The organism is Exiguobacterium acetylicum DSM 20416 (assembly GCF_000702605.1).
In the GTDB taxonomy this organism is placed as follows: Bacteria; Bacillota; Bacilli; order Exiguobacteriales; family Exiguobacteriaceae; genus Exiguobacterium_A; species Exiguobacterium_A acetylicum.
Genome location: NZ_JNIR01000001.1, coordinates 1,856,046 through 1,882,902 on the forward strand (window position 1 = coordinate 1,856,046; position 26,857 = coordinate 1,882,902).

At 47.0% G+C, this 26,857-nt stretch carries 23 protein-coding genes; 4 read left to right on the top strand and 19 right to left on the bottom strand.

Annotation, left to right across the window (positions count from 1 at the left end; genetic code table 11):
• Positions 1–33: 33 nt before the first annotated feature.
• The 5 genes from coaE to P401_RS0109995 form a co-directional block, all read right to left on the bottom strand.
• The gene (gene coaE, locus P401_RS0109975; RefSeq protein ID WP_231925646.1) at positions 34–657 is read right to left on the bottom strand and encodes a dephospho-CoA kinase; all 624 of its coding nucleotides are present in this window, start codon (positions 655–657) and stop codon (positions 34–36) included.
• Complete coding sequence (mutM, locus tag P401_RS0109980; protein ID WP_029342326.1) at positions 636–1,466, bottom strand: DNA-formamidopyrimidine glycosylase; 831 nt, start codon at positions 1,464–1,466, stop codon at positions 636–638. The genes coaE and mutM overlap by 22 nt, the downstream gene beginning before the upstream one ends.
• Before the next feature lie 16 nt (positions 1,467–1,482).
• Positions 1,483–4,080, bottom strand: a complete 2,598-nt coding sequence (gene polA, locus P401_RS0109985; protein ID WP_029342327.1) for a DNA polymerase I — start codon at positions 4,078–4,080, stop codon at positions 1,483–1,485.
• Positions 4,081–4,292: 212 nt separating this feature from the next.
• Positions 4,293–6,026, bottom strand: coding sequence for a two-component system histidine kinase PnpS (pnpS, locus tag P401_RS0109990; protein WP_029342328.1), 1,734 nt, complete (start codon positions 6,024–6,026; stop codon positions 4,293–4,295).
• Positions 6,023–6,742: a response regulator transcription factor gene (locus P401_RS0109995; RefSeq protein WP_029342329.1), complete on the bottom strand. Its 720-nt coding sequence runs from the start codon at positions 6,740–6,742 to the stop codon at positions 6,023–6,025. The genes pnpS and P401_RS0109995 overlap by 4 nt, the downstream gene beginning before the upstream one ends.
• A 211-nt stretch (positions 6,743–6,953) precedes the next feature.
• Here P401_RS0109995 and P401_RS0110000 point away from each other — a divergent pair, with 211 nt between their 5' ends.
• On the top strand, positions 6,954–7,379 hold the full coding sequence (locus P401_RS0110000) for a divergent PAP2 family protein (protein ID WP_029342330.1): 426 nt from the start codon (positions 6,954–6,956) through the stop codon (positions 7,377–7,379).
• A 55-nt stretch (positions 7,380–7,434) separates the two neighbouring features.
• On the opposite strand, the gene P401_RS0110005 is transcribed toward P401_RS0110000, so the two are convergent.
• From P401_RS0110005 to dnaE, 11 genes are all read right to left on the bottom strand, one after another.
• Complete coding sequence (locus P401_RS0110005) at positions 7,435–8,574, bottom strand: zinc-dependent alcohol dehydrogenase (protein ID WP_029342331.1); 1,140 nt, start codon at positions 8,572–8,574, stop codon at positions 7,435–7,437.
• Between the two features lie 455 nt (positions 8,575–9,029).
• The gene (mdh, locus tag P401_RS0110010; RefSeq protein WP_029342332.1) at positions 9,030–9,968 is read right to left on the bottom strand and encodes a malate dehydrogenase; all 939 of its coding nucleotides are present in this window, start codon (positions 9,966–9,968) and stop codon (positions 9,030–9,032) included.
• Between the two features lie 22 nt (positions 9,969–9,990).
• Entirely contained in the window at positions 9,991–11,265 is a 1,275-nt protein-coding gene (gene icd, locus P401_RS0110015; protein WP_029342333.1) for an NADP-dependent isocitrate dehydrogenase, read from the bottom strand.
• Between the two features lie 70 nt (positions 11,266–11,335).
• On the bottom strand, positions 11,336–12,448 hold the full coding sequence (citZ, locus tag P401_RS0110020) for a citrate synthase (protein WP_029342334.1): 1,113 nt from the start codon (positions 12,446–12,448) through the stop codon (positions 11,336–11,338).
• 218 nt (positions 12,449–12,666) lie between these two features.
• Entirely contained in the window at positions 12,667–13,137 is a 471-nt protein-coding gene (locus tag P401_RS0110025) for a DUF441 domain-containing protein (protein WP_023469036.1), read from the bottom strand.
• A gap of 60 nt (positions 13,138–13,197) precedes the next feature.
• Positions 13,198–14,946, bottom strand: coding sequence for a pyruvate kinase (gene pyk / locus P401_RS0110030; protein WP_029342335.1), 1,749 nt, complete (start codon positions 14,944–14,946; stop codon positions 13,198–13,200).
• 65 nt (positions 14,947–15,011) lie between these two features.
• Positions 15,012–15,980, bottom strand: a complete 969-nt coding sequence (pfkA, locus tag P401_RS0110035; RefSeq protein WP_029342336.1) for a 6-phosphofructokinase — start codon at positions 15,978–15,980, stop codon at positions 15,012–15,014.
• A gap of 147 nt (positions 15,981–16,127) precedes the next feature.
• Positions 16,128–17,063, bottom strand: coding sequence for an acetyl-CoA carboxylase carboxyl transferase subunit alpha (gene accA / locus P401_RS0110040; RefSeq protein WP_023469039.1), 936 nt, complete (start codon positions 17,061–17,063; stop codon positions 16,128–16,130).
• Positions 17,050–17,910 (bottom strand): acetyl-CoA carboxylase, carboxyltransferase subunit beta, encoded by an 861-nt coding sequence (gene accD / locus P401_RS0110045; protein ID WP_023469040.1) that lies wholly within the window; start codon positions 17,908–17,910, stop codon positions 17,050–17,052. The genes accA and accD overlap by 14 nt, the downstream gene beginning before the upstream one ends.
• A 21-nt stretch (positions 17,911–17,931) precedes the next feature.
• Positions 17,932–18,450, bottom strand: a complete 519-nt coding sequence (locus P401_RS0110050) for a FadR/GntR family transcriptional regulator (protein WP_029342337.1) — start codon at positions 18,448–18,450, stop codon at positions 17,932–17,934.
• A 102-nt stretch (positions 18,451–18,552) separates the two neighbouring features.
• On the bottom strand, positions 18,553–21,714 hold the full coding sequence (gene dnaE / locus P401_RS0110055) for a DNA polymerase III subunit alpha (protein WP_029342338.1): 3,162 nt from the start codon (positions 21,712–21,714) through the stop codon (positions 18,553–18,555).
• A gap of 146 nt (positions 21,715–21,860) precedes the next feature.
• Between dnaE and P401_RS0110060 the strand changes: the two genes are divergently transcribed.
• Positions 21,861–22,055 carry a hypothetical protein gene (locus P401_RS0110060; RefSeq protein WP_023469043.1) on the top strand — a complete coding sequence of 65 codons (195 nt, stop codon included), beginning with the start codon at positions 21,861–21,863 and terminating at the stop codon, positions 22,053–22,055.
• A 65-nt stretch (positions 22,056–22,120) separates the two neighbouring features.
• Here P401_RS0110060 and P401_RS0110065 read toward each other — a convergent pair whose 3' ends face one another.
• Entirely contained in the window at positions 22,121–23,056 is a 936-nt protein-coding gene (locus P401_RS0110065; protein ID WP_029342339.1) for a DHH family phosphoesterase, read from the bottom strand.
• A gap of 63 nt (positions 23,057–23,119) precedes the next feature.
• Here P401_RS0110065 and P401_RS0110070 point away from each other — a divergent pair, with 63 nt between their 5' ends.
• A complete protein-coding gene (locus P401_RS0110070) occupies positions 23,120–23,428 on the top strand; it encodes a YtpI family protein (protein WP_023469045.1) in 309 nt (102 codons plus the stop codon).
• A 51-nt stretch (positions 23,429–23,479) separates the two neighbouring features.
• Here P401_RS0110070 and P401_RS0110075 read toward each other — a convergent pair whose 3' ends face one another.
• Complete coding sequence (locus P401_RS0110075) at positions 23,480–24,790, bottom strand: DRTGG domain-containing protein (protein WP_023469046.1); 1,311 nt, start codon at positions 24,788–24,790, stop codon at positions 23,480–23,482.
• Between the two features lie 155 nt (positions 24,791–24,945).
• Here P401_RS0110075 and P401_RS0110080 point away from each other — a divergent pair, with 155 nt between their 5' ends.
• Positions 24,946–26,049 carry a M24 family metallopeptidase gene (locus P401_RS0110080; RefSeq protein ID WP_029342340.1) on the top strand — a complete coding sequence of 368 codons (1,104 nt, stop codon included), beginning with the start codon at positions 24,946–24,948 and terminating at the stop codon, positions 26,047–26,049.
• A 45-nt stretch (positions 26,050–26,094) separates the two neighbouring features.
• Here the strand turns inward: P401_RS0110080 and P401_RS0110085 are convergent, their stop codons facing one another.
• Positions 26,095–26,820, bottom strand: coding sequence for an SDR family oxidoreductase (locus tag P401_RS0110085; RefSeq protein ID WP_029342341.1), 726 nt, complete (start codon positions 26,818–26,820; stop codon positions 26,095–26,097).
• Positions 26,821–26,857: the final 37 nt, after the last annotated feature.

A 26,857-nucleotide genomic window follows, 5' to 3' on the forward strand; every position in this document is an offset into this window, starting at 1 on the left:
GAGAAGATGGAAACTTCTCTCACTTCACACTTTTTATGTGTCACTCTCATGATTGCCGGTGTCATATAACGCTAACCATTTATCGATTTGCTGATATAACGAATCAAGACTCCCATCATTGAAGAACACATCATCCGCGAGCTCTTTTTTCTGTTCAATGCTAAGTTGCGAATGAATACGTGCATATGCTTCTGCTTCCGATAGATCATTACGTTGCATCAATCGTCTTAACTGCATATCTTCTGGGCAATAAACGACTACGACACGGTCGAACAGCGTCCGCCAATCGCCTTCAAGTAATAACGGAATATCAAATACGACGAGCGAATGTCCTGAACGTTCATAGGCATCTGCTTCATTAAGCATCTGTCGTCGAATACTCGGATGCATCAACTGATTCAGCTGTTGTCGTTTTTCGCTATCCTGAAAAATGATTTGTCCGAGTTTCGGACGGACGAGACGTTCCTCCTCGAATGCTTCCGGGAAAGCCAACTTGACCGCCTCATATGCTCGCCCTCCTGGCTCAACGACTTCTCGCGCAACGAGATCCGCATCGATGACCGCTATTCCTTTTTGCTTCAGATAGCTAGAAACCGTACTTTTACCGGTAGCGATACTGCCCGTCAGACCAACCCTCATAAGGCGACCTGTTGGCATGTCGGACAGAAGTGCGTTCCTCGTCCGCCGACTTTAATTTTTTCAATGGCAGTACCGCAACGGGAACACGGTTCGCCCTTTTGACCGTATACCGCGAGTTGAAGCTGAAACTCACCTTTTCCGGAAGGTGAGACATAACTTCGGATCGTACTTCCCCCTGCTTCTACCGCTTGTCGTAAGACGTCGACACCGGCTTGATGAATACGTGAGATATCATCAAGCGTCAAGGCACCAGCCTTCGTCAATGGATGGACGCGTGCCGCATGAAGGGTCTCATCGACATAGATGTTACCGAGACCAAGGAAGATGGACTGATCCAGCAATGCCGTTTTGATTGGACTTCTTTTTTTACGAATTAAATTCTCTGCTAACACTTCTGCTGTGAACTCCGGATCAAACGGTTCACGCTCCAGCTGTGCCAGTGGAGCAGTCTGCATCGCTGTTTCCTTATCACGCAATTCCATCGTTCCGAACTTCCGGACATCATTGTAATGCAGCTCCGAACCATCCGTGAATCGGAAGACGACATGGGTATGTTTATCCCGCTCGACCGGTTGTGGATACGGGAAGTACTTCCCTTCCATCCGCAAATGGCTGACGAGATAAAAACGATCAAAATCAAAGAGTAGGAACTTACCGCGACGTTCGACGCGTTCGATCCGTTCTTGATGTAAGGCATCTGCAAATGGTGCCACTTCCATCCCCCGAATCATTTTCGGGTGGTAGACTTTGACGGAAGAGACTGTTTTTCCAGAGACCGAACGTTCTAAACTGCGGCGAACGGTCTCGACTTCAGGTAATTCAGGCACGTCTATTCCTCCTTGCTTACTTCGTTTCGTACCACGTATGTCCTGCGCCCCCATCGACGCGTAACGGTACGGATAGTTCGACGGTCTGCTCCATCGCTTGTTTGACAAGCGCTTGTAAGGCTTCAAGTTCTTCGTCCGGTGCTTCAAAAATCAATTCATCGTGTACTTGTAGTAACAAACGTGCTTTTAGATCCGATGCTTGTAAGGCAGCATGCACATCAAGCATCGCTTTTTTAATGATATCCGCAGCCGAACCTTGAATCGGCGTATTGATCGCCGTACGTTCCGCAAAACCGCGTAAGTTGAAGTTTTTCGAATTGATATCCGGAATATTACGGCGGCGGTTCATCAACGTTTCTACGAATCCATTCGCTCGTGCCGTCTCGATCGCCGTATCCATGAACTGTTTGATTTGCGGGAACAGCTCGAAATAACGATCGATGAACGATTGTGCTTCCTTCCGCGTGATGTTCAAGTTTTGTGACAGTCCATAATCGCTGATTCCGTAAATGATGCCGAAGTTGACGGCTTTCGCCTGACGACGCATGTTTCCTGTGACATCCTCCGGTTCGACACCAAAGACACTACTTGCCGTTTGGGTATGGATGTCCTCATCATGTAAGAACGCATCGACAAGCGTCTGATCCTGCGACATATCGGCCATGACACGTAATTCGATTTGTGAATAATCGGCAGCGTACAGTGACCAGCCTGCTTCACTTGGAACGAAGGCTTTTCGAATCTTCCGTCCTTCTTCAATCCGAATCGGGATATTCTGAAGGTTCGGATTGACCGAACTTAAACGGCCTGTCTGGGCAATCGTCTGAGCAAAACGGGTATGAATCTTTCCGTCTTCCTTGATGACTTTTTGTAAGCCTTCGACATACGTCGACTGTAATTTTTGGAGCTCCCGATATAACATGATGTGATCAATGACCGGATGCAACGGACGCAGTTTTTCAAGAACGTCTGCGGCAGTCGAATAGCCGGTCTTTGTTTTTTTGAAGGCTGGTAGTTCGAGTTTTTCAAACAGAATCACACCGAGTTGTTTCGGTGAATTGATATTGAACGACTCACCTGCAGCTTCAAAGACCAACGTTTCAAGTTCTGTAAGACGCCCGGCAAGATCCGCTTGCATCGATTGGAGCGTCGCGACGTCGACACGAATCCCAGTCCACTCCATCTCAGCAAGGACACCTGATAGCGGACGTTCCAGTGTTTCATACAGCTCATATTGCTGATTCGCCTTCAACTCTTCCCGGACTTTCGGGAACAATAATTCGATCATCCGTGCCTTCTCTGCAAGATAAGGGTGTAATACGTCATCCGCTGGGGCTAGACGTTTTGCTCCCTTGCCGAGGACCGCTTCTTCGTTCGGTGCCATCAATGCATAATGACCAGCAATTGAAGCGAGCGTCGTGCCGCCACTTAAATTCAATAAGTAACCAGCTAATAACAAATCCTCATAACCGTTTAAGGTTAAGGCATGCTTACGCAATGCGAATGCGACTTGTTTGGCATCGAGACAAATCTTCCGATGTTCTGACTCGATCCATTGGCGGAATGCCGGATCCTCAACGAGCGTTGGAGCAGCAACATAGATCGTGTCAGGCGTCGCAATCGCAAACCCGATGATGTCTTCTTCCATGTAATCCTCTCGAAGCTGTTCAGCGAGCAATACCGCATCGGTGACGTCTTCAGGAAGTGACGTAATCGTCACGACGTTCAACTGCTCTTTATCCTCTTCTTTGACGACAGGGGCGAATCGATTCGTCAACGACTTGAAGCCGAGCGACTGGAACAACGAATAAGGAACTTGGGTATCAACGTCCCGAATTTGCAAATCCTCTAGCGTCGTCTCAAGCGGGACATCGACTTTAATTGTCGCGAGTTCTTTCGATAGTCGTGCTAGCTCTTCGTTCGCGATGACTTTTTCCTTTTGCTTCCCTTTTAAGTCCTCGACGTGCTCATACAGTCCTTCGACAGAACCATATGCCGAAATCAGTTTAACCGCCGTCTTTTCACCAATTCCAGGAATCCCTGGAATATTATCCGACTTATCCCCCATTAACCCCTTCAGGTCAATCATTTGAATCGGCTTTAGACCACCATACGTCTCAGCGAACAGTTCCTCAGTCATGCACTGGACGTCCGTAATCCCACGCTTCGTGATCAAGACTTCGATCTTATCCGTGACAAGTTGAAGTAAATCTTTATCTCCAGTGACGATCCGCGTCCGATCCGTCGGCATCGTTCGTGCGAGCGTACCAATCAAATCATCTGCCTCATAGCGATGGAGTTCCATCATTTGAATACCGAGCGCTTCACAGATATCCCGGACGATCGGGAATTGCTCACGTAGTTCGGACGGTGTCTTTTCCCGACTTCCCTTATACTCCTGATAGACATCATGACGGAACGTTTCACTCGAAGCATCAAAGGCAACGAGCATATGGGTCGGTTGTTCTTCCTCGAGCAACTTCAATAACATCATCGTAAAGCCATAAGCTGCGTTCGTATTTCGTCCTTGCGCATCCGTCATTGGTGGTAAGGCGAAAAACGCCCGATAGGTCAACGAGTTCCCATCAATCAATAGCAATTTATTTTCCATCATCTACGCCCCTTTAATCGATTTTCTGTTCCTATTGTATCACTCTACACACATTTGTTCGCTAAAAATGACCAAAAAAAGACGATTGACTCACGGAGAGTCAACCGCCAAGGGCATGACGACATGGGAGCTGATCCAGTCGCCATACAGATGATGAAGAAGGTACTTTCATCATAAGATACGTCTATTAAGGAAATGTGAATCCACTGTGAAATTCAGCCATGTTTTGGTAAACGAATCGTAAACGTCGTTCCTTTCTGTTCTTCTGAAGCGACTTCGATTTCACCGTGGTGTAGGTCGACGATATGTTTGACGATGGCTAGTCCGAGACCCGTTCCCCCGGAATTACGGCTTCGTGCCTTATCGACGCGATAGAAACGTTCGAAGATCCGTTGGGTTTCTTTCGGATGAATGCCAATTCCGTCATCTTTGATGATGAGCTGGACAGACTCTTCTCCATCCTCAAGCTGAATCCAGACGTTGCCACCGTTCGGCGTATAATTCAGCGCATTCGCAACCAAGTTGACGACGACCTGTTTTAATCGATTCAGATCTGCCCGAATGAAGACTTCTTCTTCCGTTTCGATATGAATCGTCATCTCTTGTTCTGTTGCTCGTCGGTGCAGGAGTGCTGCAGTTTCCCGAACGAGACTCGTCACATCAACGATTGCGGTCTCGAGCTGATAGTTATCTTGTTCTAAACGAGAAAGCTCGAGCAAGTCTTCCACCAATGTTTGCATCCGTTCCGATTCATCGTGGATGATCCGTAAGAACTGCTCTCGGATTTCCGGAACATCTTGTGCACCATCGAGTAACGTTTCCGCAAATCCTTTAATGGACGTCAATGGTGTCTTTAATTCGTGGCTGACATTCGCAACGAAATCTTTACGCATCTGTTCCAGCTTTTTGATTTCCGTGATGTCGTTAAAGACTACAGTCGTTCCCTGCACTCGACCGTTCTTATCAAAAATCGGAGCAGCACTGACCATGAACGTCCGACTGTTGATGCCAAATCGGACACTCGATTGTTTCCGGTTCGGTTTTTCCGTCAGATAGACATCTTCAATCACCTGGCTCATCTTTTCGTTTGGAAGTACACGATAGTACAGCTTCCCGCTAGACGGTTCATGAATGTTGAACATTTCTCGGTACGTTCGGTTGACGAGTAGGACGTAGCCCTTCTCATCAATCAGCATGAGACCAGCTCCCATGTACTCGATCAAGGATTCGAGACGTGCCCGTTGCATCGCTTCACCAGACGATGCGTTCTCGAGATTGCGCGCTAATAGATTGATGGAGCGCCCTAAATCGCGTGATTCATCGGGTGCCGATAATTCATAGACACGGGACTTGTAATTTCCATGCGATAGTTCGTGCAGGACATCGGTTGCCTCCGCGATTGGTCGAAGGAATCGTTTCGTCGAACGGTAAATCGTCAAGAAGATAACCAATAACGACGCAACGAGAGAAAGGATGATGACCGTCCAAATCCGTGAATAAATGACGTTCAAGTCTTTTGCATAACGAATGAAACTGACATACACCTCACCGCCGTCCGCTGTCGGAACAGGCTTCGTAAATTGAACGACACTATCATCTGTTTTCGATTCAAACGTCCCTTCATCAGGAATCGCTGAAAAATTGAGGGTCGCGACTTTCAGTTTCGTCACATCAACCGGTGTACCGGCAATGATCTCACCCCGACCATTGAATAAAATCATGTCGAAGTTCGATTCAGCGTACAATTGATTCACGTACTGGGCCATCTCAGAAAGATCACGTCCTTGTAAGATCGTCTCAACAAGAGAAGTCTCATCCATCAATTTTTCTTTTTCATTTTGGACATAGAACTCCTTGAAGGATTGTCCAAGTAAGAAACCGAGTGCAATCAGCACGAGACTGATGAACGAAAACATTTTAAAGATAAATCGCTTGCGATACTTACTCATTCCGATTTCGGCTCCTCCATCTTATACCCGAGACCACGAATTGTTTTGATGTAAATCGGTTTTTTCGTATTCGGCTCGATTTTTTCACGGACATGACTAATATGCACATCCACGATTCGTGTATCGCCGACGAAATCATAGTTCCAGATTGCGGATAACAGTTGATCTCGTGTCAGGACACGTCCCTTATTTTTAGCAAGGTATACGAGCAGTTCGAATTCTTTAGGTGTTAGTTCAAGACGCTCTTCTGCTTTGAAAGCTTCATAGTTATCTGGAACGATTTTGACATCACCAATCAGAATCGTCCCATCCGTCACTTCTTCCGAAGGGGTTGTCTGATGACTCATTCGTCGTAAAATTGCTTTCACACGGGCGACGACTTCACGTGGGCTAAATGGTTTTGTCAGATAATCGTCCGCACCGAGTTCAAGACCAAGGACTTTATCGAACTCATCATCCTTTGCTGTCAGCATCAGGATCGGCGTATTGATTTTCTGTTGGCGTAGCCGTTTACATACTTCCAGACCATCGAGTTCCGGCAACATGAGATCTAGTACAATCAATGCGGCATCTTGCTTTTCCGCTAATTTTAAACCTGACATCCCATCATGTGCCGTTTCGACGACGAAACCAGCCTGTTCTAGATTAAACTTCAATAGTGTTGCGATCGACAATTCATCATCTACCACGATAATTTTATCTTTCAAACCTTGCATCCCCCTCAAGTTTCGTTCTTTCGAATGAGGAATTCCGTGGAATCCGCTTCGTCTGTCTTCATCTTACCGACTTTCACAGGAAAATCACAAATCTTTCTGCTGTTTCTTTACATAATCTTTAAAGGAGATGCCGAATCCAACTAGATCGTTCGTGTAAAAGCTAATAAAACGGGGAATCAATACATATCGTTAATTGTAGGAGGTAGAATGTATGGAATGGAATCATCCCCTTTTTGCAGCCATTACGGCATGGTTTATCGCTCAAGCAGCGAAGCTTGTCACAAGTTTGGTACGGACACGAAAGTTCGACCTGGAAATCATGTTTGCTTCTGGTGGTATGCCTAGTTCACATAGTTCGACTGTCGTCGCTCTAGCCGTTGTCATCGGTTTTCAGGAGGGGTTCTCATCATCGATTTTCGCACTGGCCGTCATCTTTGCGACGATCATCATGTATGATGCGACAGGTGTCCGGCAAGCTGTCGGTGTTCAGGCAAAACTACTCAATGATTATTTTAAAGGGATTCGCCATGAGACTCCTCTCCTGAATGAGCTCGTTGGTCATACCGAGTTTCAAGTGTTCGTTGGTCTCCTGCTCGGGCTAGCCGTCGGTCTTCTATGGCCCGTCTTGTTCTTTTAATTGATGTACAACAGCCCATCCAAAAATCGGATGGGCTGTTTGCGTATCAGATAGCTTATGGTTTTAAGACGACCTTGATACATCCATCTGTCCGATCATTGAATGTCTGATAGGCAGACGCAGCATCATCAAGTGCGACTCGGTGTGTTACGATATCCGTCGGATCAAATTCCTTGTTGATGATTTTCTGGAACAGTTCCGGCATTAAATGGACGACTGGTGCTTGTCCCATTTTCAGCGTAATATTTCGGGTAAAGAAATCGCCAAGCGGGAACTGATTATATTTCTTAGCATAGACGCCCGTCAACTGTACAGTACCAAATTTCCGGACAGCATCCTTTGCAATATCAATGGCACTCAACGTTCCACCTTGCAGACCAATCTTTTGTTCAATTTTTTCTACAGGTGACATCTTCCCATCAAAACCGACACAATCAATGACGACGTCTGCCCCACCCTGTGTCAGCTCTTTAATATACGCACCACTTTCTGCGTGATCTGAGAAATTCACTGTCTCGACTTTATTCGTGACTTTGGCATAATTTAATCGATACACTTGATCATCCACCGCAATAACTCGCTTTGCACCTTGCAACCATGCAAATTTTTGTGTCATTAGTCCAACTGGTCCTGATCCGAGTACGACGACCGTATCTCCTTTTTTCACACCCGCATGCAAGACGCTCCAATACGCCGTAGGTAAAACGTCAGATAAGAACAATAATGCCTCATCTTCCAGTTCACACGATTCAGGAATCACAAGTGGCATGAAATTTCCGAACGGAACTTTTAAATATTCCGCCTGACCACCGGGATGTCCACCAAACTCTTCTGTAAAACCGAAGTACCCACCTGTATCAACATGGGGATTTCCGTTCGAGTTATCACATTGGCTCTCCATATCATGTTCACAAAAGAAACAGTGACCACAAGCAACGTTAAACGGTAACACGACGCGGTCTCCTCGCTTGACTTTCGTCACGCCTGGTCCCACTTCTTCAACGATGCCCATCGGTTCATGACCAATGACATAGTCTTTGTGAGCCGGCATATTCCCCTGATAGATGTGTAGATCCGAACCACAAATGGCAGTCGATGTGATTTTTACGATGATGTCATCGTTTTTTTCAATCGATGGATCCTTTACTTGCTTGACTTGGACATCTTTTGTTCCTTGGTACGTTACGGCGCGCATGTAAAATCCCCCTTAGTGGAATAGAATGACGTACCTTTGTCCTTACCCTAATATCAGCATTTTCTCTACATGTTTATTGAAATTGGAACTTTTCTCCTATGTGTATCGTATGCTATGAAATAAGACATTCTACGCAATTAGCACAGGAATGAAAGGAGGCACTCGCGTGACACGCTGTACTGTTTGTCGTCAAAATTGGTCTGCTTGAACAATCTATCGATTAATCTGGTCTGCTCATGGATTAACTTGTCCACACTGTCAGAATCCGCAGCACCTACATATGGAGCATCAAGGTCACTTCCTCCGGATTGGTTATTTGGTTCCTTGGCTGACGTTCCTTCTTATACTAGTCTGTCCTTGGTATGCTAAGTTATCGCACTATGCTTCTCCTCATCGGTTATGACGAGACAAAAAAGACGAACTTGTCGAAAGTGACAAGTTCGTCTTTTTTAAATTCAGGATTTTAATAAGTCGAGTACAGAGCGGACAGTAGATGCAGAGCGATTCAAAGCCTCTTGCTCTTCAGTCGTCAGTTCGAGTTCATAGATATGCTCGACACCGTTTCCGCCGAGAATGACAGGTACACCGAAATACATATCGTCATATCCGTATTCACCTTCGAGGTAAGCGATTGCCGGAAGAATACGTCGCTGGTCCTTCAAGATCGCTTCGACCATCTCAGCGATTGCTGCTGCTGGCGCATAATAAGCAGAGCCGTTTCCGAGTAACTGAACGATTTCACCGCCCCCTTTACGGGTTCGATTTACAATCGCATCCAGTCGTTCTTTCGATACGAGCTTCTCGATTGGGATTCCTCCCGCCTGAGAATAGCGCAGTAGCGGCACCATGTCATCCCCGTGTCCTCCGAGTACGAATCCCGATACATCCTTTACAGAAACGTTCAGTTCCTCTGCTAAGAAAGTCCGGAAGCGTGCCGTGTCGAGGACACCGGATTGACCGATGACACGCTCTTTTGGAAAACCAGATGCTCGATAGACCGTATACGTCATCGCATCGACAGGGTTCGTCAGAACGATGATGATCGATTCCGGCGCATGCGCGACGACTTCCTTCGTCACAGCTGTCATGACGGCAGCATTCGTACTTACGAGATCTTCGCGGCTCATGCCTGGCTTCCGAGCGATACCGGCAGTGATGACGACGATATCTGCACCTTTAATGTCTGCATAATCCGATGTCCCTTTTACCGAAGCATCAAACCCGAGGATCGGCGCTGCTTCTTGCATATCGAGCGCCTTTCCTTTCGTCGGATTCTCTTGCTCTGGTCGGTCGACGAGGACGACATCACCTAGCTCTTGCTGGGCAAGATAGAGTGCCGTCGTCGCTCCTGTAAAACCACTTCCTATGACTGCGATCTTCTTCCGTCTGTTCATCGACTCATTCCTCCTGATCGGATTACATGTTTTTGATGAGTTCGTCCGCGAATTCAGAACACTTCACTTCAGTCGCACCGTCCATGAGACGCGCGAAGTCGTATGTGACGACTTTCGTTTCAATCGATGTTTCCATCGATTTGATGATGAGATCTGCCGCTTCGTTCCAGCCGAGGTGACGGAACATCATTTCGCCTGACAAGATGACAGATGATGGGTTTACTTTATCAAGTCCAGCGTATTTCGGTGCTGTACCGTGAGTTGCTTCAAAGATTGCGTGACCTGTCATGTAGTTGATGTTTGCTCCAGGTGCGATTCCGATACCACCGACTTGTGCAGCAAGTGCATCCGAAATGTAGTCACCGTTCAAGTTCATTGTTGCAACGACATCAAACTCTTTTGGACGAGTCAAGATTTGTTGTAAGAAGATATCAGCGATTGAATCTTTTACGATCAACTTACCAGCAGCTTCTGCGTCTGCTTGTGCTTTGTTGGCAGCATCTGTTCCTTCTTCTTCCTTGATGCGATCGTACTGGTTCCAAGTGAAGACGTGCTCTGCGTATTCACGCTCAGCAAGTTCATAGCCCCAGTTTTTGAAAGCACCCTCAGTGAACTTCATGATGTTTCCTTTATGAACGAGCGTCAATGAAGCACGTTTGTTTTCGAGTGCGTATTCGATTGCTGCACGAACAAGGCGTTCTGTTCCCTCTTTTGAAATCGGTTTGATTCCAAGACCAGATGTCTCAGGGAAGCGGATTTTATTGACACCCATTTCGTTTTGAAGGAACTCAAGTAGTTTTGCAGCGCCTTCGCTGCCTTCTGCGTATTCGATTCCTGCGTAGATGTCTTCAGTATTTTCACGGAAGATGACCATGTCTGTATCTTCTGGGCGTTTAACCGGTGAAGGAACACCTGTGAAGTAACGAACTGGACGAAGACATGTGTACAAATCAAGCTCTTGACGTAGAGCAACGTTCAACGAACGGATTCCGCCGCCGACTGGTGTCGTAAGTGGTCCTTTGATTGCGATGATGTGCTCACGGATGAGATCGAGTGTCTCTTCTGGTAACCAGTTGCCTGTTTTATTGAATGCTTTTTCACCAGCGTAGACTTCTTTCCATTCGATTTTCTTCTCACCGTTGTATGCTTTTTCAACTGCTGCATCAAACACACGTACAGCTGCGTTCCAGATGTCCGGTCCTGTTCCGTCACCAATGATGAACGGAATGATTGGAGCGTTTGGAACTTGAAGTGTACCGTTAGTTACTGTGATGTTTTCGCCTTGAAGTGTAGCCATGTCTAAAATCCCCCTTAAGTAATTGTAATCTACATCAAAAATCAGGAGAGGATTGCTCCTCCCCGTCCTTTTAACGTTCTTCGATGGACACGTATGTCCGGTGCGTTTCACCCGTGTAGTCTGCACGCGGGCGAATCAGACGGTTATCGCTATACTGCTCTAAAATGTGCGCCAACCAACCTGACATCCGACTTACTGCAAAGATTGGAGTGAATAGTTCTGTATCAAGTCCAAGTGCATGGTACGTAGAAGCGGAATAGAAATCAACATTTGGTTTCAATCCTTTTTCCGATTGGACGATTTCGTCGATCTTAACTGACATCTCATACCATTTCGGCTCCCCGATTTGAGCAGTCAGCTGACGGCTCATTTCTTGAAGATGCTTCGCACGTGGGTCGCCGTCCTTGTAGACACGGTGACCGAAGCCCATGATTTTTTGCTTGTTCTCAAGTTTATTATGAACATACTCGTCAACCTTTTCAACCGAATCAATTTCTAACAACATCTTCATGACAGCTTCGTTCGCGCCACCGTGAAGTGGTCCTTTTAACGCGCCCATCGCTGCCGTCACACCTGAGTAGACGTCAGAGAGTGTCGCGACACAAACGCGTGCCGTGAACGTCGAAGCGTTCAACTCGTGATCAGCGTGAAGAACGAGCGCTTGGTTGAAGGCTTTTTCTGCAACTTCCGTTGGCTCCTCACCCGTCAACATGAACAAGAAGTTTCCTGCGTATGATAGACCTGCTTTAGGTGCAATCGGCTCTTTTCCTTTTTTGATACGGGCGTAAGCTGTGACGAGTGTTGCGATTTGTGCCTGTAATTTGATGGCTTTAGCGTAATTCGCCTCAGTCGACATATCTTCTGATGTCTCATCGTAAAGCGCGAGTTGAGAAAGCGCTGTTCGAATCGTCGCCATCGCATTCGCCGACTTCGGTGCTGCCTTCATCGTTTCAAGAACGGCAGTCGCAACCGTTGCTTCGGAAATGAGTGCTTCCGATAGTTGCTTCAATTCCTCTTCTTTTGGTAGACGGTCGTTCCACAATAAGAAGACGACTTCCTCAAATGAGGCGTGCTCCGCCAAATCATCAATCGTATAACCGCCATACGTCAATTGACCATCGATGATCGAACTGATTTTCGATGAAGTCGCGACGATTCCTTCTAAACCTTTAGTTTGCGTCATGACAATAATCCCCCTTTTTTTCCCCAGAAATTTAAAACGCTTTCATTTCCGTATTGAAAAAAAGACGTCCACTCAAGAGTCGTTCCCCATGCTTGTAGCGCTGTACTCTTGAATAGACCATCTTGTTTCTGCTCTTAGTATAAACAAAATTACCCAAAAAGTGAATGAACTTGCATACTATTATCAAAAAATTAATTCAGTTACTTTGCTGATTCGGCTCATCCTGTGAACGCTTTTGCGATGACATCCCACATTCCGATGACGAGCGCCGCGATTCCAGCACCAATCAGTGGACCAACAGGTACTCCCCGGAAGAGCCCGACGGCGAGAATCGTTCCAGCTAGCAAGGCTGTCGTCACGAGTGGATCTTCTTTCATCAGTCCAACACCGTGTGCTGCGACGATTGCAACAAAGATTCCTGATAGAAATGAGATGATGCCGATATGTCCCCGAATGCTTTGGAGCAACTCCTTAAAGCCTATATCCCCTGCTGCAATCGGTACAAGAATTGCTGCTGTGATCAATGTGACGCCCCACGTGATTCCTTTTGCCTGTAAGGAAGGAAACAGTCTACCATCCAGCCCGATTGCCTTAATGATCAATAGGAAGGCTGCAGCGATGATCAATGATTTATTTTGTGCGATGACCCCGATGAAGACGAGGGCAATCAAAAAAAGATAAGCTTCCATACGTCCTCCTCATACAAAAAAAAGACGGACATGACCTAAGTCACGTCCGTCATGAATGGATTATGCGTTATATAGTTTACCTGTCAATGGATCGATTGAGATCATTTGACCGTCTTTGAAGACTGTCAATGCATCTTCGACACCAACGATGACTGGTTTACCGAGTGATGGTCCAACGATTCCAGCGTGGCTTGTCAATCCGCCATCAACTGTGATCATCGCTGCAGCCATCTCGATTGCAGGCATCATGTCACGATCAGTTGAGTTCGTAACGAGAATCATGCCTGGCTTTGCTTTCGCGTTCGCTTCTTCAGCGTTGTTTGCGATGACGACTTCGCCAACGACTCCACGCTCACCGATCCCACGACCGTTTGCGATCTCTTTACCGACGATGTGGATTTTCAACATGTTCGTTGTACCAGCAGTCAAAGCAGGGATACCAGCTGAGATGACGACAAGATCACCATCTGTGACGAAACCAGCGTCTTTTGCTGTGTCTGCAGCAAGTGTCAACATATCATCCGTGTTGTCTGAAAGATGATCAACGACGATTGGGTACACGCCCCATACGATGTTCAACTGACGTGCGACACGCGCGCTTGGTGTAACCGCAACGATGTTCGGCTCCGGACGGTATTTCGAGATACGTGCAGCCGTGTAACCCGATTGTGTCGGAGTCAAGATTGCTTTTGCATCTAAGTTGATCGCAGTGTGCGTAACCACTTGAGCGATTGCATCCGTTACTGTGTACTCACTACGCGTCTGACGATCTTTCAACAAGAGCTTGTAGTCGAGCATTTTTTCTGTACGTTTTGCGATCGAGTGCATCATTTGGACAGATTCGATTGGGTAGTCCCCTGCTGCTGTCTCACCTGAAAGCATGATTGCATCTGTACCATCAAGAATTGCGTTCGCGACGTCTGATGCTTCAGCACGTGTTGGACGTGGGAAACGTTGCATCGAGTCAAGCATTTGTGTTGCTGTAATGACTGGTTTACCGAAGTCGTTACAAAGCTTGATCAAGTCTTTTTGAGTTGGCGTGACTTCTTCCGTTGGGATCTCGATACCGAGGTCACCACGCGCTACCATCAAACCGTCCGAAATCGCAAGGATTTCTTCGATGTTATCGACACCTTCTTGGTTCTCGATTTTTGGGAAGATCTTGATGTGGCTCGCGTTGTTTTTCTCAAGCAATTGACGAATCGCAACGACGTCTGACGCACGGCGTACGAAAGATGCCGCGATCAAATCGATATCGCTCTTGATACCGAACTCGATATCAGCGATATCTTTTTCTGTCAAAGCAGGAAGGTTAACCTTCACGTTTGGCAAGTTAACGCCTTTTTTCGTCTTGATGACGCCTTCGTTTTCGATTGAACAACGAAGCTCACGGTTCGGAAGTTTTTCAGTGACACGAAGACCGATGAGACCGTCATCAAGCATGATCATCGAACCGACTTCAACATCATCGTAAAGTCCTTCGTATGTGACAGAAAATTTATCTTTCGTTCCGACGATTTCATTTGCATCACCACTGACGATGATGACTTCTTGTCCACGTTCGAGAAGCGCTTTTCCTTCTTCAAACGAATGTGTACGGATTTCCGGACCTTTCGTATCGAGAAGAATCGTAACGATTTTGTTTGCTTCTTCTGCTGCACGACGGATATCCGTGATACGTGCACCATGTTCTTCATAATCGCCGTGTGAGAAGTTCAAACGAGCGACGTTCATACCTGCTTCAATCATTTCTGGAAGACGTTTTTCTGACGCCGGTCCAATCGTACATACAATTTTAGTTCTACGCATATTCCATAAACCTCCTACGGTGTTTGGCCAAGTTCTCTTGTCCATTCCAATCCTATCGACGTTCGTTAAATCGAAAGCTGTTTTGAAAGCTCGAGAATATCAAGATCCAGCTCGTGTTTATTTTCGTCGAGTGCCTCATCGATATCGAGATCGATCATCTTACCACCACGTACACCTACGACACGTCCTTGCTTTCCTTGAAGTAGGATTTCGATAGCATGCGCCCCCATCCGACTTGCAAGTACACGGTCCGCTGCCGTTGGTGCTCCACCACGTTGAACGTGACCAAGAACCGTGACGCGTGTATCAAGACCTGTTTCTTTTGCGATCGCGTCTCCCACGTCCTGAGCACGACCTGCCCCTTCAGCGACGATGACGATCGAGTGTTTTTTACCGCGATTGACACCACTTTGAATGCGATCAAGGACTTCTTTTAAATCTTCAGGACGCTCGGGAACAAGAATCGATTCTGCTCCACCAGCAAGTCCTGCATATAATGCGATATCACCTGCATCGCGCCCCATGACTTCAATGACATACGTCCGCTCATGCGACGATGCCGTATCACGGATTTTATCGATCGCTTCAAGCGCCGTGTTGAGCGCTGTATCAAAGCCGATCGTATAGTCCGTTCCAGGGATATCGTTATCAATCGTACCTGGAAGTCCAATTGTCGGGAAGCCAAGTCCTGTCAATTTTTGGGCACCACGATACGATCCGTCTCCGCCTACGACGACGAGTGCATCAATTTCAAATTTCTTAAGATTGACGACCGCTTTTGCTCGTCCTTCTTCTGTGCGGAACTCAGGGCAACGTGCTGAACGTAGGAACGTTCCGCCTCGTTGAATAATGTCACCAACTGATCCAAGGTTCAACTGGACGATGTCCCCGTTGATTAATCCTTGATAGCCGTTATAGACACCAAATACTTCTAAGCCATGAAAAATCGCTTTACGCGTGACAGCACGCACCGCGGCATTCATACCTGGTGCATCGCCGCCACTCGTTAAGACAGCAATCCGTTTTAAACTCACGTTAATCACCTCTCCATTAATCTGAATCTAAAATAGCACGTTGTTTTCTTGTTTTACAACAGGGCAGATTGCATAAACTTTCACTTGGTTTTTCATCACCGATTCCGGAAATGAGGAATATCAATCATGATAGCGATTACATGGTGCTTATGTGCCAATTTGGTGATATTTTTCGGTCCGCTGATCGATGAGCTCTTCCTTGGTCAAATGAACCAATGATTCGAGTTTCTGTACCAATACAGTTTTTAATTTATCCGCCTGTAATGACACATCGAGATGTGCGCCTCCGACGACTTCTGGAATGATGGCATCTGCGATCCCGAGTCGTAATAAATCAGGTGCTGTGATCTTCATCGATTCTGCCGCTTTCTCCGCAAGACTTGCATCTTTCCATAACAATGCTGCAGCACCTTCAGGAGAGATAACGGAATACGTTGAATTCTCGAGCATCAAGAGTTGATCACACACTCCGATTCCTAAAGCACCACCTGATCCACCTTCACCGATGACGATTGAGATGATTGGAACTGTCATGCCAGCCATCTCAAACAGATTTTTCGCGATGGCCTCACTCTGACCACGTTCTTCTGCCGCACGTCCTGGATAAGCCCCTTTCGTGTCGATGAACGTGATGATTGGTCGGTTGAATTTCTCCGCTTGTTGCATGAGACGTAGTGCTTTTCGGTACCCTTCCGGATGTGGCATCCCAAAATTACGACGAATGTTTTCTTTTGTATCTTTTCCGCGTTGATGACCGATGATCGTCACCGGACGACCATTCAATGTTCCAATTCCACCAACGATTGCCGCATCATCATACCCATGACGATCGCCATGCAGCTCGATGAAATCTTCACAAATGGATTCAATGTAATCGAGTGTCGTTGGACGTTCTGGATGACGTGCCAATTGAACACGATTCCACGCTTTCATATTCCCGTAAATATCGAGTTCTAATCGATGAAGGCGTTCTTCAAGAAGTTGGAGTTCTTCCTTGAAGTCTAATCCTTGTGTTTCCGCCATATCATGGAGCTCAAGAATTTTTTCGCGTAACGCGATGACTGGTTGGTCAAATGGTTGCATGGTTCGTTCCCTCCGCATGTAGCTTTAAGATTCGCGTATAGTACGTTTTCAGATCATGTCGTGATACGACATCGTCCAGTTGACCTGCTTGTAATAAGAATTCTGCTGTTTGGAAATCTTCCGGTAGTTTTTCACGTATCGTCTGTTCGATGATCCGTCGACCTGCAAACCCGATCAACGCCCCCGGTTCAGCGATGTTGAAATCACCGAGCATCGCAAAACTTGCTGATACACCGCCGGTCGTCGGATGAGTCATACAAGAAATATAAAGTAATCCAGCATCTGAATGCTGTTTTAAGAAGAGACTCGATTTCGCCATCTGCATGAGACTAACCATTCCCTCTTGCATCCGTGCTCCACCTGAAGCGGAGAAAATCGTGACAGGTAGACGATGTTTCGTTGCGTAACGAACCGCTTCGGAAATCGCAGCACCAACCGCTGCCCCCATCGAGCCCATCCGGAATCGTGCATCCATGACACAAGCGACGAGTGGGTGACCATTCACATTCCCGACGCCACAGACGATCGCTTCCTCAAGACCCGTTCTGACTTGGTCGCCCTTTAATTTTTCCGGGTAATCTTGAAATCCGAGAGGATCCGCTTGAACTGCCGGTAAGTCAAAATACGTCACCGAACCTTCATCGAATAATTGTGTAAAACGTTCTTGCGCGGTCAACGGGTGATGATACCCACATGAACAGACACGTAAGTTCGCCTCCAGTTGTTTCGTATATTGGATTAATTTACATTTCGGACATTTCGTCATTAGGCCAACCGGCACATCGACACGCTGCTCCTTCGAAGTCAGCGTGACGAACTTTTTAGGTTTTCGAAAAAATGCTTGCACGTTCAGTTCCCCCTTGTCATCCTATGGGCGGTTCAAGAGTTGTTCCCGTTCCGCCTGCGTATAGAGTTCCCCTTGACCGAAGCTTTTATGGAAGGCATTGACTTGTCGCCAGATTCGTTCAAACAAATCGTTATCGACTGTCTGAATCAACGTTTCACGAAACGCAACATCGGATGAAACGACTGGTGCAAGCACCGAAAGGTCATCCAGCTGCGCGAGCGCTGCTTGCTCAAGCAAGCGAAGCGTTCCTGCCAAGTCTTCGAACTTCGAATCGCCAGTCACTAAGAATTGAGCGATGATTTGAATATAGGTATGATCGTCACGATTCAATAGAAAGCTTCCGCCTCCATGTCGTGTCTCGACGATCCCTAAATAAGCGAGCGTCCGTAATGCTTCTCGTACGGACGGTCGACTGATGGATAGTCGTTCTGCCAGTTCCCGTTCTGATGGAATACGGTCTCCTGGAACTAATCCATCTTGTTCGATCATCAATTTAATCGCCGCGATATTGGCTTCAAACGCATTTCGTTTCTTCTCCATATCGATACGGCACCACCTTTCTGACCCTTCAGTCGGTTGCTTTAATCGGTGGCATTGGTCAGACCAATTACCCCTTATTATAACAAATCTTATTACCTAGTACTAGTTTGAGCGGGGGACATTTTTCAGGACGACATGATCCTCGCCAAACCGAATACGTAGCCGAGCTAGTAATTCCTCATCATGCTGCACTGCATAAAGCGGCGGTAACGATTTCGTCTCGCGTGAATCCGCGTAGCGAACGACGACTGGAATATCGCCTGGTGCTGCTTCTAGCAACTGTTCGAGTGCGGCCAACTCATTTTTTGATGTTAACTTGACGAACAGCACATCTTGTCCAAGTGGACGGAGCCGTTCCAAAATGAACTGACGCTCCCCTTCGCGATCTTGCACCTTTAGTTCAATCAGTAAGACGTTCCCTAAATAAAGCGATCGACGGAATCGTTCATATTGATTCGGGAAGACGACGACCTCTTCATTAGAATACCCGTCGACTGCCTGAATAACTGCCATCGTTTGACCACGTTTCGTCTTGAACTCTCGAATCTGATCAATATAACAGACTAAATAATGTGTTTCCGAGCCGACGCCAAGATCATGGAAATAAGCAGATTCAACCGGTGCTTTCATTGCTGTCGTTAATGGCGAATACGTCAACCAGAATCCAAGCGCTTCCCGTTCTAATCGTGCCCAGTCGGAATCACTTCGTTTCGATGACTTCTGTGTCCGGCGTTTCCCGAGAATTGCTAATTCGTCTGGAAGTAATGTATTCGACGACTCGGTGAAATACTCAAGTACCTCTTGTTCGGCGAGCCCGCGATCGCCGTGCGTCGCTCGATCTAGCGCACCACTGTAGAGTAACAATTCAATTTTTGCGCGCTCCTTCTTGCCCCATCCGACGTGGGTTAACAGATCAGCAATCGTCGCCGTATGCTTCGACGCGTCCTTTACACGCTCGAATTCTCGCTCAGAAATACCTTTAATCACATGGATACCGAGACGAATTCCTTTGCCCTCTAACGAAGAACGGTAATCTGAAATCCAGACATCCGGCGAGTGGACAGGAAGACGTCGTTCACGCATCAATCGGACGAGACGCTCCGGTTGTTCGACCGAGACAAGCAAGAAAATGTGCGGAAAATGCGCTTTGATATATCCAAGGGCATAACTAATTTTTGAATAGGCGACCGCATGGCTTCGGTTGAATCCATACCCAGCAAATCGCTCGATTTGTTCATAGAGTGATTGTGCGATTGCATCATCGAATCCATTCGACTTTGCTCCTTCGAGAAAACGAATCCGTTCCCGTTCGAGCGAATCCGTACTTTTCTTAGAAATTGCACGCCGTAATAAATCTGCTTGTGCCAGTGTAAATCCAGCCACTCGACGGGTGATTTCCATGACTTGCTCTTGATAGACGATGATGCCATACGTTGGTGAAAGGACGTCTTCTAAAACGGGATGCAACATTTGATAAGGTTGACCGGCTTTTCGTTTCGCGTACAGATCAATGAATTTCATTGGTCCTGGACGATAGAGTGACATCGTTGCTACCAAATCCTCGAACCGATTTGGTTTGACTTCGCGTAACGTCTGTTTCATACCTGTCGACTCGAATTGGAAAATATCATCCGTCTCAGCGCGGGCAAAGACTTGGAATGTTGCACGATCTTCCTCTGGAATTTGCGTGAGCGTAAAGGATGGCTGTTCTCGACGAATCAATTCTTCCATCCGACGCAAACGACTGAGATTTCGTAATCCTAACAAGTCAATTTTTAACAATCCTTGACGCTCCAACGCCTGCATCAGGAACTGCGTCACATACCGTTCATTTGGTCCCGTTTCAACAGGTGTCGTCTCGACGAGCAGTTCAGATCCAATGACGACACCAGCCGCGTGAACCGAACGTTGTCGCGGGAGACTCTCGACCGCTTGTGCCAATTGCAACAGTTGCCGGCGCTTTTCGCTTCCAGAGAACCAACGATATGTCTGTTTATTTTGTTCGATCCCTTGTAATGTCGTTGATTTTCCAAGCTGTTTGACTGCAGCATCTAACTCATCTTTCGAAAACTCTAGCGTCCGTCCGACGTCTCGAAGAGCGGCTTTGGCACCGAGCGTCGACAATGTACCGATTTGAGCAACGTGATCTTTTCCGTAACGCATCACGAGATCCTCTAATACTTCTTCGCGTCGTTCGTCTTCGATATCGATATCGATATCAGGCATCGAAATCCGCTCGGGGTTCAAGAATCGTTCGAATAGTAATCCATATTTCAATGGATCCACCGTCGTAATTCCAAGCGCATAACTGACAAGTGATCCAGCTGCTGAGCCTCGACCAGGTCCAACGAAGATACCTTTCGCTTTTGCGCTACGTACGAGTTCTTCAACGATTAAGAAGTAATCGGCAAATCCCGTCTTATCGATGACTGATAGTTCATAAGCGAGACGTTCCCGTGCCGCTTCACTTTCATGACCATGTGCCAGTAAACCTTCCTCAGCACGTTTCCGTAACAACGCATTCGAGTCTTCCGCAATACGTGGAAGTGGACGTTGTTGATAAGGTAATTCTAAGCGTTCAGATGTCGTCGCAAACTGCTCCGCCATCGTAATTTCTCGCTCGGTAAAGTCTTCGAGTAACTCTTCCCGGGTCTTTAAATGCATCAGACGATCTGTCTTTTGGTCTTGGAACGTCGTCGCTTCACCAATCGCACGTATTGCTTGATACGCTGGCGCTTCATCTCGACGAAGATAACGAACAGGATCGACTGGTACAGTCTCAACACCAAGTGCTGCTGCTACTTCGCGGTAACGCGTGCGACTCTCTCGTTCGACCGTTGAACGACTAGAGGTTACTCCCATATATGTACGCGCTCCTTGAACGTGTCCCATCCATTGAACGAAGGAACGACGTAGACGCGTCGCATCTTCAGATGCTTGACGCAGTGGAACGAGGACCGCGATCAGTGATGAAACTTCAGTCTCCCCCTGTCGACTGGCTAGTCGATACAGTTGACGCAGTCCATCAGAAGAAAAAGCAAACCATAAGATACAAAATTCTTCTTCTTCGATTCGTTGCTCCCATCCGACGATCGGCTGCATATTTCGACGTTGACATGCATCGATGAATGCGGGAACTCCTGTTAATGTCGTTTCACAGATGACCGCTCGTCCGATGTGTCGACGGACTAGTTCATCAAGATAAGGCTCGATTCGAACTAAACTCTGCAATGGACTAAACTGCGTCCGAACATTTATATGCATCTTCCATTCTCCTTTCTCTTCTGATGGAGGTTTTTAAAAGTTTTCAGAACATTCATATCTAACTGACTCAAGTACTCGCCATCTGATTTATTATTCGCTACAATAAGTATAGAAATATCATGACGGGTACGGAAGGAGCGTTTCTCATGATTTTGAATCGCAGTCAAATCGCACGTGAAAAAGTCGAACAACTAAAGCTCGGTGTTACCGCTTTTACTGAAACGGAAGAAATCGCTGAGAAGATTCGCAAATCTGTCGCTGAACTTCAACTGAATGTCATTGAAGACCACACAGATCGTGGCGTTTGGTTCATTCCGCAAGACGAAACAAAGACGCAATAAGCGTAAAAAGGCTGTTCGCTTCGCTTCCTCTATGAGAGGAGTGAGACCGAGCAGCCTTTTTCCGTTTAAAACTGGAAGTTAGCAGCGACCTCGTCCAGACGACGGATGACACGTTCGACTTCACTCAACTGTCCAATCGTCGCTCCGGACGCCATCGGATGTCCACCACCATTGAATTCTTTTGCTACTTCATTGATGACAGGACCCTTCGAACGAATCCGGACACGGACTTCCTTGTCCGTTTCAAGGAATAACGCCCAACACTTCATTCCTTTTAAACCAGCAAAACTATTGACGAGTAACGATGCTTGCTCAACCGTCGCCCCAAACTGCTTCAATGTATCTTGTGTCAAAACGACATAACCGACACCTTGATCCGTCAATTGAATATGTTGTAGGACGTATCCTTGTAAGTGAAGCGCCGCAAGTTCTGTTTCGTACATATTGCGATACAACCAGTCCGTATCGATTCCTGCATCAATCAATTGCGCTGCGACTTCAAATGTTCGTTTCGTCGTACCACGGAATTGGAAACGTCCCGTGTCACCGACGATCCCAGCGTAGAATTGAATGGCAGCTGATGCTGGAATCTCATATCCCCATTCATTCAATAAATGAACGAGCAGTTCCGATGTCGAACTCATCGTCGTATCGACGAGCTGCACGGGCGCGTATGGATCTTCATCCGGATGATGGTCGATTTTAATGACATCTTTTCCTGTCATCGCAACTTTTCCATCGATCCGCGCTTGGTTCGCCGTATCCAGAATCACGACTAACGCCTTTTTATACAACACGTCATCGATTTGATCGAGCTCCCCCATGAATGACAGTGATGCCGCCATCTCACCTGCTGACAAAACTGTTTTTTCAGGAAACTGATGTTGTAATGTTAATTGTAAACCGAATTGACTACCGAGTGCATCGGGATCTGGCCGTTCATGACGATGAATAATGATCGTATCTGCCGCTTCAATCATTTGTTTGATTTGCTCTTTCACTGTGCACAGCTCCTCTAATCTTGATATGATACTAGATGAAGACAAAAAGGAGGTCCTTTTAACATGCAATTCATCCTCATCGCCCTCATCGTTTTCTCGCTTGGTGGGTATTTGTTAGCAAAACGCCGCGCGTTCCATACGAAAAGCACGAACCGAAAATACTTGTTCAATACGCAAGCGAGCATTTGGTTGAGCTTGTTCGTCATCCTATTTGCCGTCAACCAGTTCGTTTCCGGGAACGGATTAACGACACTCGTTGGGAAAATCGTTTGTTCCATTTTAATCATCGTCGGTGTTGCTTCATTCATCGCCGGATTCATCCGTTACAAAAAGATTTATCCGTATGTCGTCCGCGAGATGGAGCAATCCTGAGCTAGATTCAGAGGAACCGAAGTCAGTTGACTTCGGTTCTTTTTGATTCATTTAACGATCGATGAGTTGGGATGTCACGAGTGCCTTCGCAACAATTTGTGTCCCTTGATACATTTCGACATCGACTTTCCCGAATTTTCGACCGACGTCAAAGACATTCGCCCGGATCGTTACCGTGCTCTCGATTTGAACAGGTTTAATGAAGTAGATGCTGACATTTTCAATGACAAGGTCACCTTTTTTCATATGGCGTAACATTCGCGTCGCTCCTTCGACTAGAAGCGTCGTCAACACCCCACTCGAAGCAGTCCCCATGAAGTTCGTCATTTGCGGCGAGACCTCAAGCGATAAGTACGGTCCCCGTTCGTCCTCCGCCGCCTTGATTTGCCCCGTGATTAGATCGTCGAACGTCTCTCCGACTTGTGGTTGACGATTCGCGAGTTGCAGTGCCTTGAGGACGTCTTGCCGACTAATGATCCCGAGCAATCGACCGTATTGGTCGATGACCGGTAGCATCTCGATTCCTTCCCAGACCATCTGATGCGCGGAATTCGTGACACTCGTTCGAATACCGACCGTGATCGGGTGACGGGTCATGACTTTTTCAACAGCCCAGTCATGTGGACGGTCAATGATGTCCTTCGCTGTCACGACACCGACGACCTTCATTTGTTCATCGATGACAGGATAACGATTGTGTTTCGTCTGCTCATTTAACTCATGCCAGCGTGAAATGGGATCCGTCGTCTGTAAATAGAACGTGTCATGCAACGGAATTAAAATATCCGAGACGAGTAAAATCTCCTTTTTGATCAATCGATCATAAATCGCACGGTTGATCATCGTCGCAACCGTGAACGTATCATATGACGTCGAAATGATCGGTAACTCCATCTCATCCGCCAATCGCTTCGCATCTTCTGTCGTATCGAAGCCACCGGTAATCAATACAGCAGCCCCTGCTTCAAGCACGAGCTCATGTGCTTTTTCGCGGTTTCCGATGATGACGAGACTATCGACATCGATGTAGCGCATCATGGCTTCGAGCTTCATTGCGCCAATGACGAATTTCGTCAACGTCTTGTGTAATCCATTTCGACCACCGAGCACTTGACCATCGACGATGTTCACGACTTCCGCGAATGTCAGCTTCTCGATATTTTCTTTTTGTTTCTTTTTAATCCGAATCGTTCCGACTCGCTCGATCGTCGAGACGAACCCTAAATTTTCTGCTTCCTTGATGGCGCGATAAGCCGTCCCCTCGGATACGGTCAAATCCTTCGCGATTTGTCGGACGGAAATCTTTGTTCCGACATCAAGATCTTCGATGTGTCGAATGATCTGTTCGTGTTTCGTAGGCATACTGTATCCCTTCTTTTCCTTTTTTCTACTCTCCTGTCATTATACTGTACTACTCTAAAGATGAAAACGTGTACTAGTCTGATTTACGATAAATGTTTTTCGAACCGGACGATGATATACTTATGTAGAAAATGAGTAGAGAGGTGGAATCATATATGCGCGAACGTACGAACCAAATCAGTGAATTCTTGAAAGAACAAGGAATCGACTTAGCCGTCGTCACTTCGAAGGCAAACGTCTTTTATTTCTCAGGAGTCTACGCTGAACCACACGAACGTGTCATGGCGGTCCTCGTCGATGTAACCGGTAAACATGTATTATTCTGTCCGGCACTCGAAGCAAGTATCGTTGCAGCGAGCCCTTGGGAAGGAGACGTCGTGACGTATGAGGATCACGAAAACCCGTTTGATCGATTAGCAGAATTATTCGCGACATTCGAACACTCGAATAACCGGATTGGTATCGAAGGGGAACATATGACGTTCAGCCGCTATCAGGAGTTAAGTTCACGTCTTGAGAACGCAGCGATTCTCGATATCGGTGCGTCGCTACAAGGACTGCGCTTGAAAAAAACACCGGACGAAATCGCTATTCTTCAAGAAGCAGCACAACTTGCGGACGAAGCAATCAAAATCGGTAAACAAGCGATTCGCCCGGGGATCACGGAAATCGAAGTCATTGCGGAAATCGAATATGAAATGAAGAAAAAAGGCGTCCGCGAGATGTCATTTGATACGCTTGTTTTATTTGGTGCAAACAGTGCTGATCCGCACGGTGTACCCGGCGACCGTGTCATCCAAGAAGGCGACTTCGTCTTATTTGACCTCGGCGTCGTTTGGAAAGGCTACTGTTCCGATATTACACGGACCTTCGTTTACGGCGAAGCGAACGAAGAACAGAAAAAAATCTATGAAACGGTTCGCCAAGCACTTGAAGCCGCGACAGAAGCAAGCCAGATCGGCACGACACTCGGTTCGTTAGATAAGGCAGCTCGTGACGTCATCACAGAAGCTGGTTACGGGCAGTACTTCACGCACCGTGTCGGTCACGGACTCGGAATCGAGGTTCATGAATTCCCGTCTCTCGCGTCAAACAACCTACTGACGGCTGAAGCTGGTTTCGTCTACACACTCGAACCAGGCATTTATGTTCCAGGTGTCGGTGGCGTCCGCATCGAGGATGATATTCATCTCACTGCGGAAGGTCCAGTTGCGTTAACTCGCACACCAAAACACCTTCAATCCATTCCTTCATCTTAACTCAAGAAAAACACCTAATCCATCGCTTGGATTAGGTGTTTTTGCTTACTTACGGGATTGATGGACGACATTGACGCCACCTGTTACATCGAGAATTGCTCCCGTGATCATACTCGATTCTTCTGCCAGCAAGAAGGAGATCGCGCGAGCGATGTCTTCTCCGACACCCGTTCTTCCGACAGGCGTCGCCTCATCATGCTCCGCTTCTGAAATCTGTTTCGTCTTATTGTCTCCGACGATGTTTCCTGGGTTGACCATGTTGACCGTGATGCCATGTTCCGCTTCTTCAAGCGCTACACTCTTCGTCAAACTCACCATCCCGCTTTTAGCAGCAGCGAACGCCGCCCGGCATACCCATCCCGGCGCTGTTGCACTCTCTGGAAAGCCATACGTAATGATTCGACCATAAGATTGCTTACGCATGACGGGTAACACTTGACGTAACAGCCAAAAACTAGCCGTCAGATTCCCGGTGATCACTTCATTCCATTCCTGATCGGTGTAATCTACTAACGCTTTTCGTTCAAATATATAAGGTCCTGCATTAAGTATCAACGCATCAATCCGACCTTGCTCGTTGATTGCTTGTTGGGTTGCGCGTTCCAATTCTTCTTGATTCGTCACATCCGCTTGAATCGTCATGAGGTTCGGATGTGTAAATTCGGGTTCGGAACGATGGAACGCTGTCACTTTCCAACCTTCTTCCAGTAACTGGCGCGTTACTCGTTCTCCCAGTCCTTTTGTACCTGCTGTAATTAACGCGTGCCTCATCTTGGCATCGCCCCCTTTCACTGACTCCATCTTACGA

What these genes read in the sequence shown, in the direction of transcription:
- P401_RS0110025 (WP_023469036.1), bottom strand. Translation starts at nt 13,137, where the DNA reads ATGGAAGCTTATCTTTTTTTGATTGCCCTCGTCTTCATCGGGGTCATC.
- P401_RS0110000 (WP_029342330.1), top strand. Translation starts at nt 6,954, where the DNA reads ATGGAATGGAATCATCCCCTTTTTGCAGCCATTACGGCATGGTTTATC.
- citZ (WP_029342334.1), bottom strand. Translation starts at nt 12,448, where the DNA reads ATGACGCAAACTAAAGGTTTAGAAGGAATCGTCGCGACTTCATCGAAA.
- coaE (WP_231925646.1), bottom strand. Translation starts at nt 657, where the DNA reads ATGCCAACAGGTCGCCTTATGAGGGTTGGTCTGACGGGCAGTATCGCT.
- P401_RS0110050 (WP_029342337.1), bottom strand. Translation starts at nt 18,450, where the DNA reads ATGGAGAAGAAACGAAATGCGTTTGAAGCCAATATCGCGGCGATTAAA.
- P401_RS0110070 (WP_023469045.1), top strand. Translation starts at nt 23,120, where the DNA reads ATGCAATTCATCCTCATCGCCCTCATCGTTTTCTCGCTTGGTGGGTAT.
- P401_RS0110080 (WP_029342340.1), top strand. Translation starts at nt 24,946, where the DNA reads ATGCGCGAACGTACGAACCAAATCAGTGAATTCTTGAAAGAACAAGGA.
- pnpS (WP_029342328.1), bottom strand. Translation starts at nt 6,026, where the DNA reads ATGAGTAAGTATCGCAAGCGATTTATCTTTAAAATGTTTTCGTTCATC.
- icd (WP_029342333.1), bottom strand. Translation starts at nt 11,265, where the DNA reads ATGGCTACACTTCAAGGCGAAAACATCACAGTAACTAACGGTACACTT.
- pyk (WP_029342335.1), bottom strand. Translation starts at nt 14,946, where the DNA reads ATGCGTAGAACTAAAATTGTATGTACGATTGGACCGGCGTCAGAAAAA.
- mdh (WP_029342332.1), bottom strand. Translation starts at nt 9,968, where the DNA reads ATGAACAGACGGAAGAAGATCGCAGTCATAGGAAGTGGTTTTACAGGA.
- P401_RS0110005 (WP_029342331.1), bottom strand. Translation starts at nt 8,574, where the DNA reads ATGCGCGCCGTAACGTACCAAGGAACAAAAGATGTCCAAGTCAAGCAA.
- P401_RS0110085 (WP_029342341.1), bottom strand. Translation starts at nt 26,820, where the DNA reads ATGAGGCACGCGTTAATTACAGCAGGTACAAAAGGACTGGGAGAACGA.
- P401_RS0110060 (WP_023469043.1), top strand. Translation starts at nt 21,861, where the DNA reads ATGATTTTGAATCGCAGTCAAATCGCACGTGAAAAAGTCGAACAACTA.
- dnaE (WP_029342338.1), bottom strand. Translation starts at nt 21,714, where the DNA reads ATGCATATAAATGTTCGGACGCAGTTTAGTCCATTGCAGAGTTTAGTT.
- P401_RS0109995 (WP_029342329.1), bottom strand. Translation starts at nt 6,742, where the DNA reads ATGCAAGGTTTGAAAGATAAAATTATCGTGGTAGATGATGAATTGTCG.
- accA (WP_023469039.1), bottom strand. Translation starts at nt 17,063, where the DNA reads ATGCAACCATTTGACCAACCAGTCATCGCGTTACGCGAAAAAATTCTT.
- P401_RS0110075 (WP_023469046.1), bottom strand. Translation starts at nt 24,790, where the DNA reads ATGCCTACGAAACACGAACAGATCATTCGACACATCGAAGATCTTGAT.
- polA (WP_029342327.1), bottom strand. Translation starts at nt 4,080, where the DNA reads ATGATGGAAAATAAATTGCTATTGATTGATGGGAACTCGTTGACCTAT.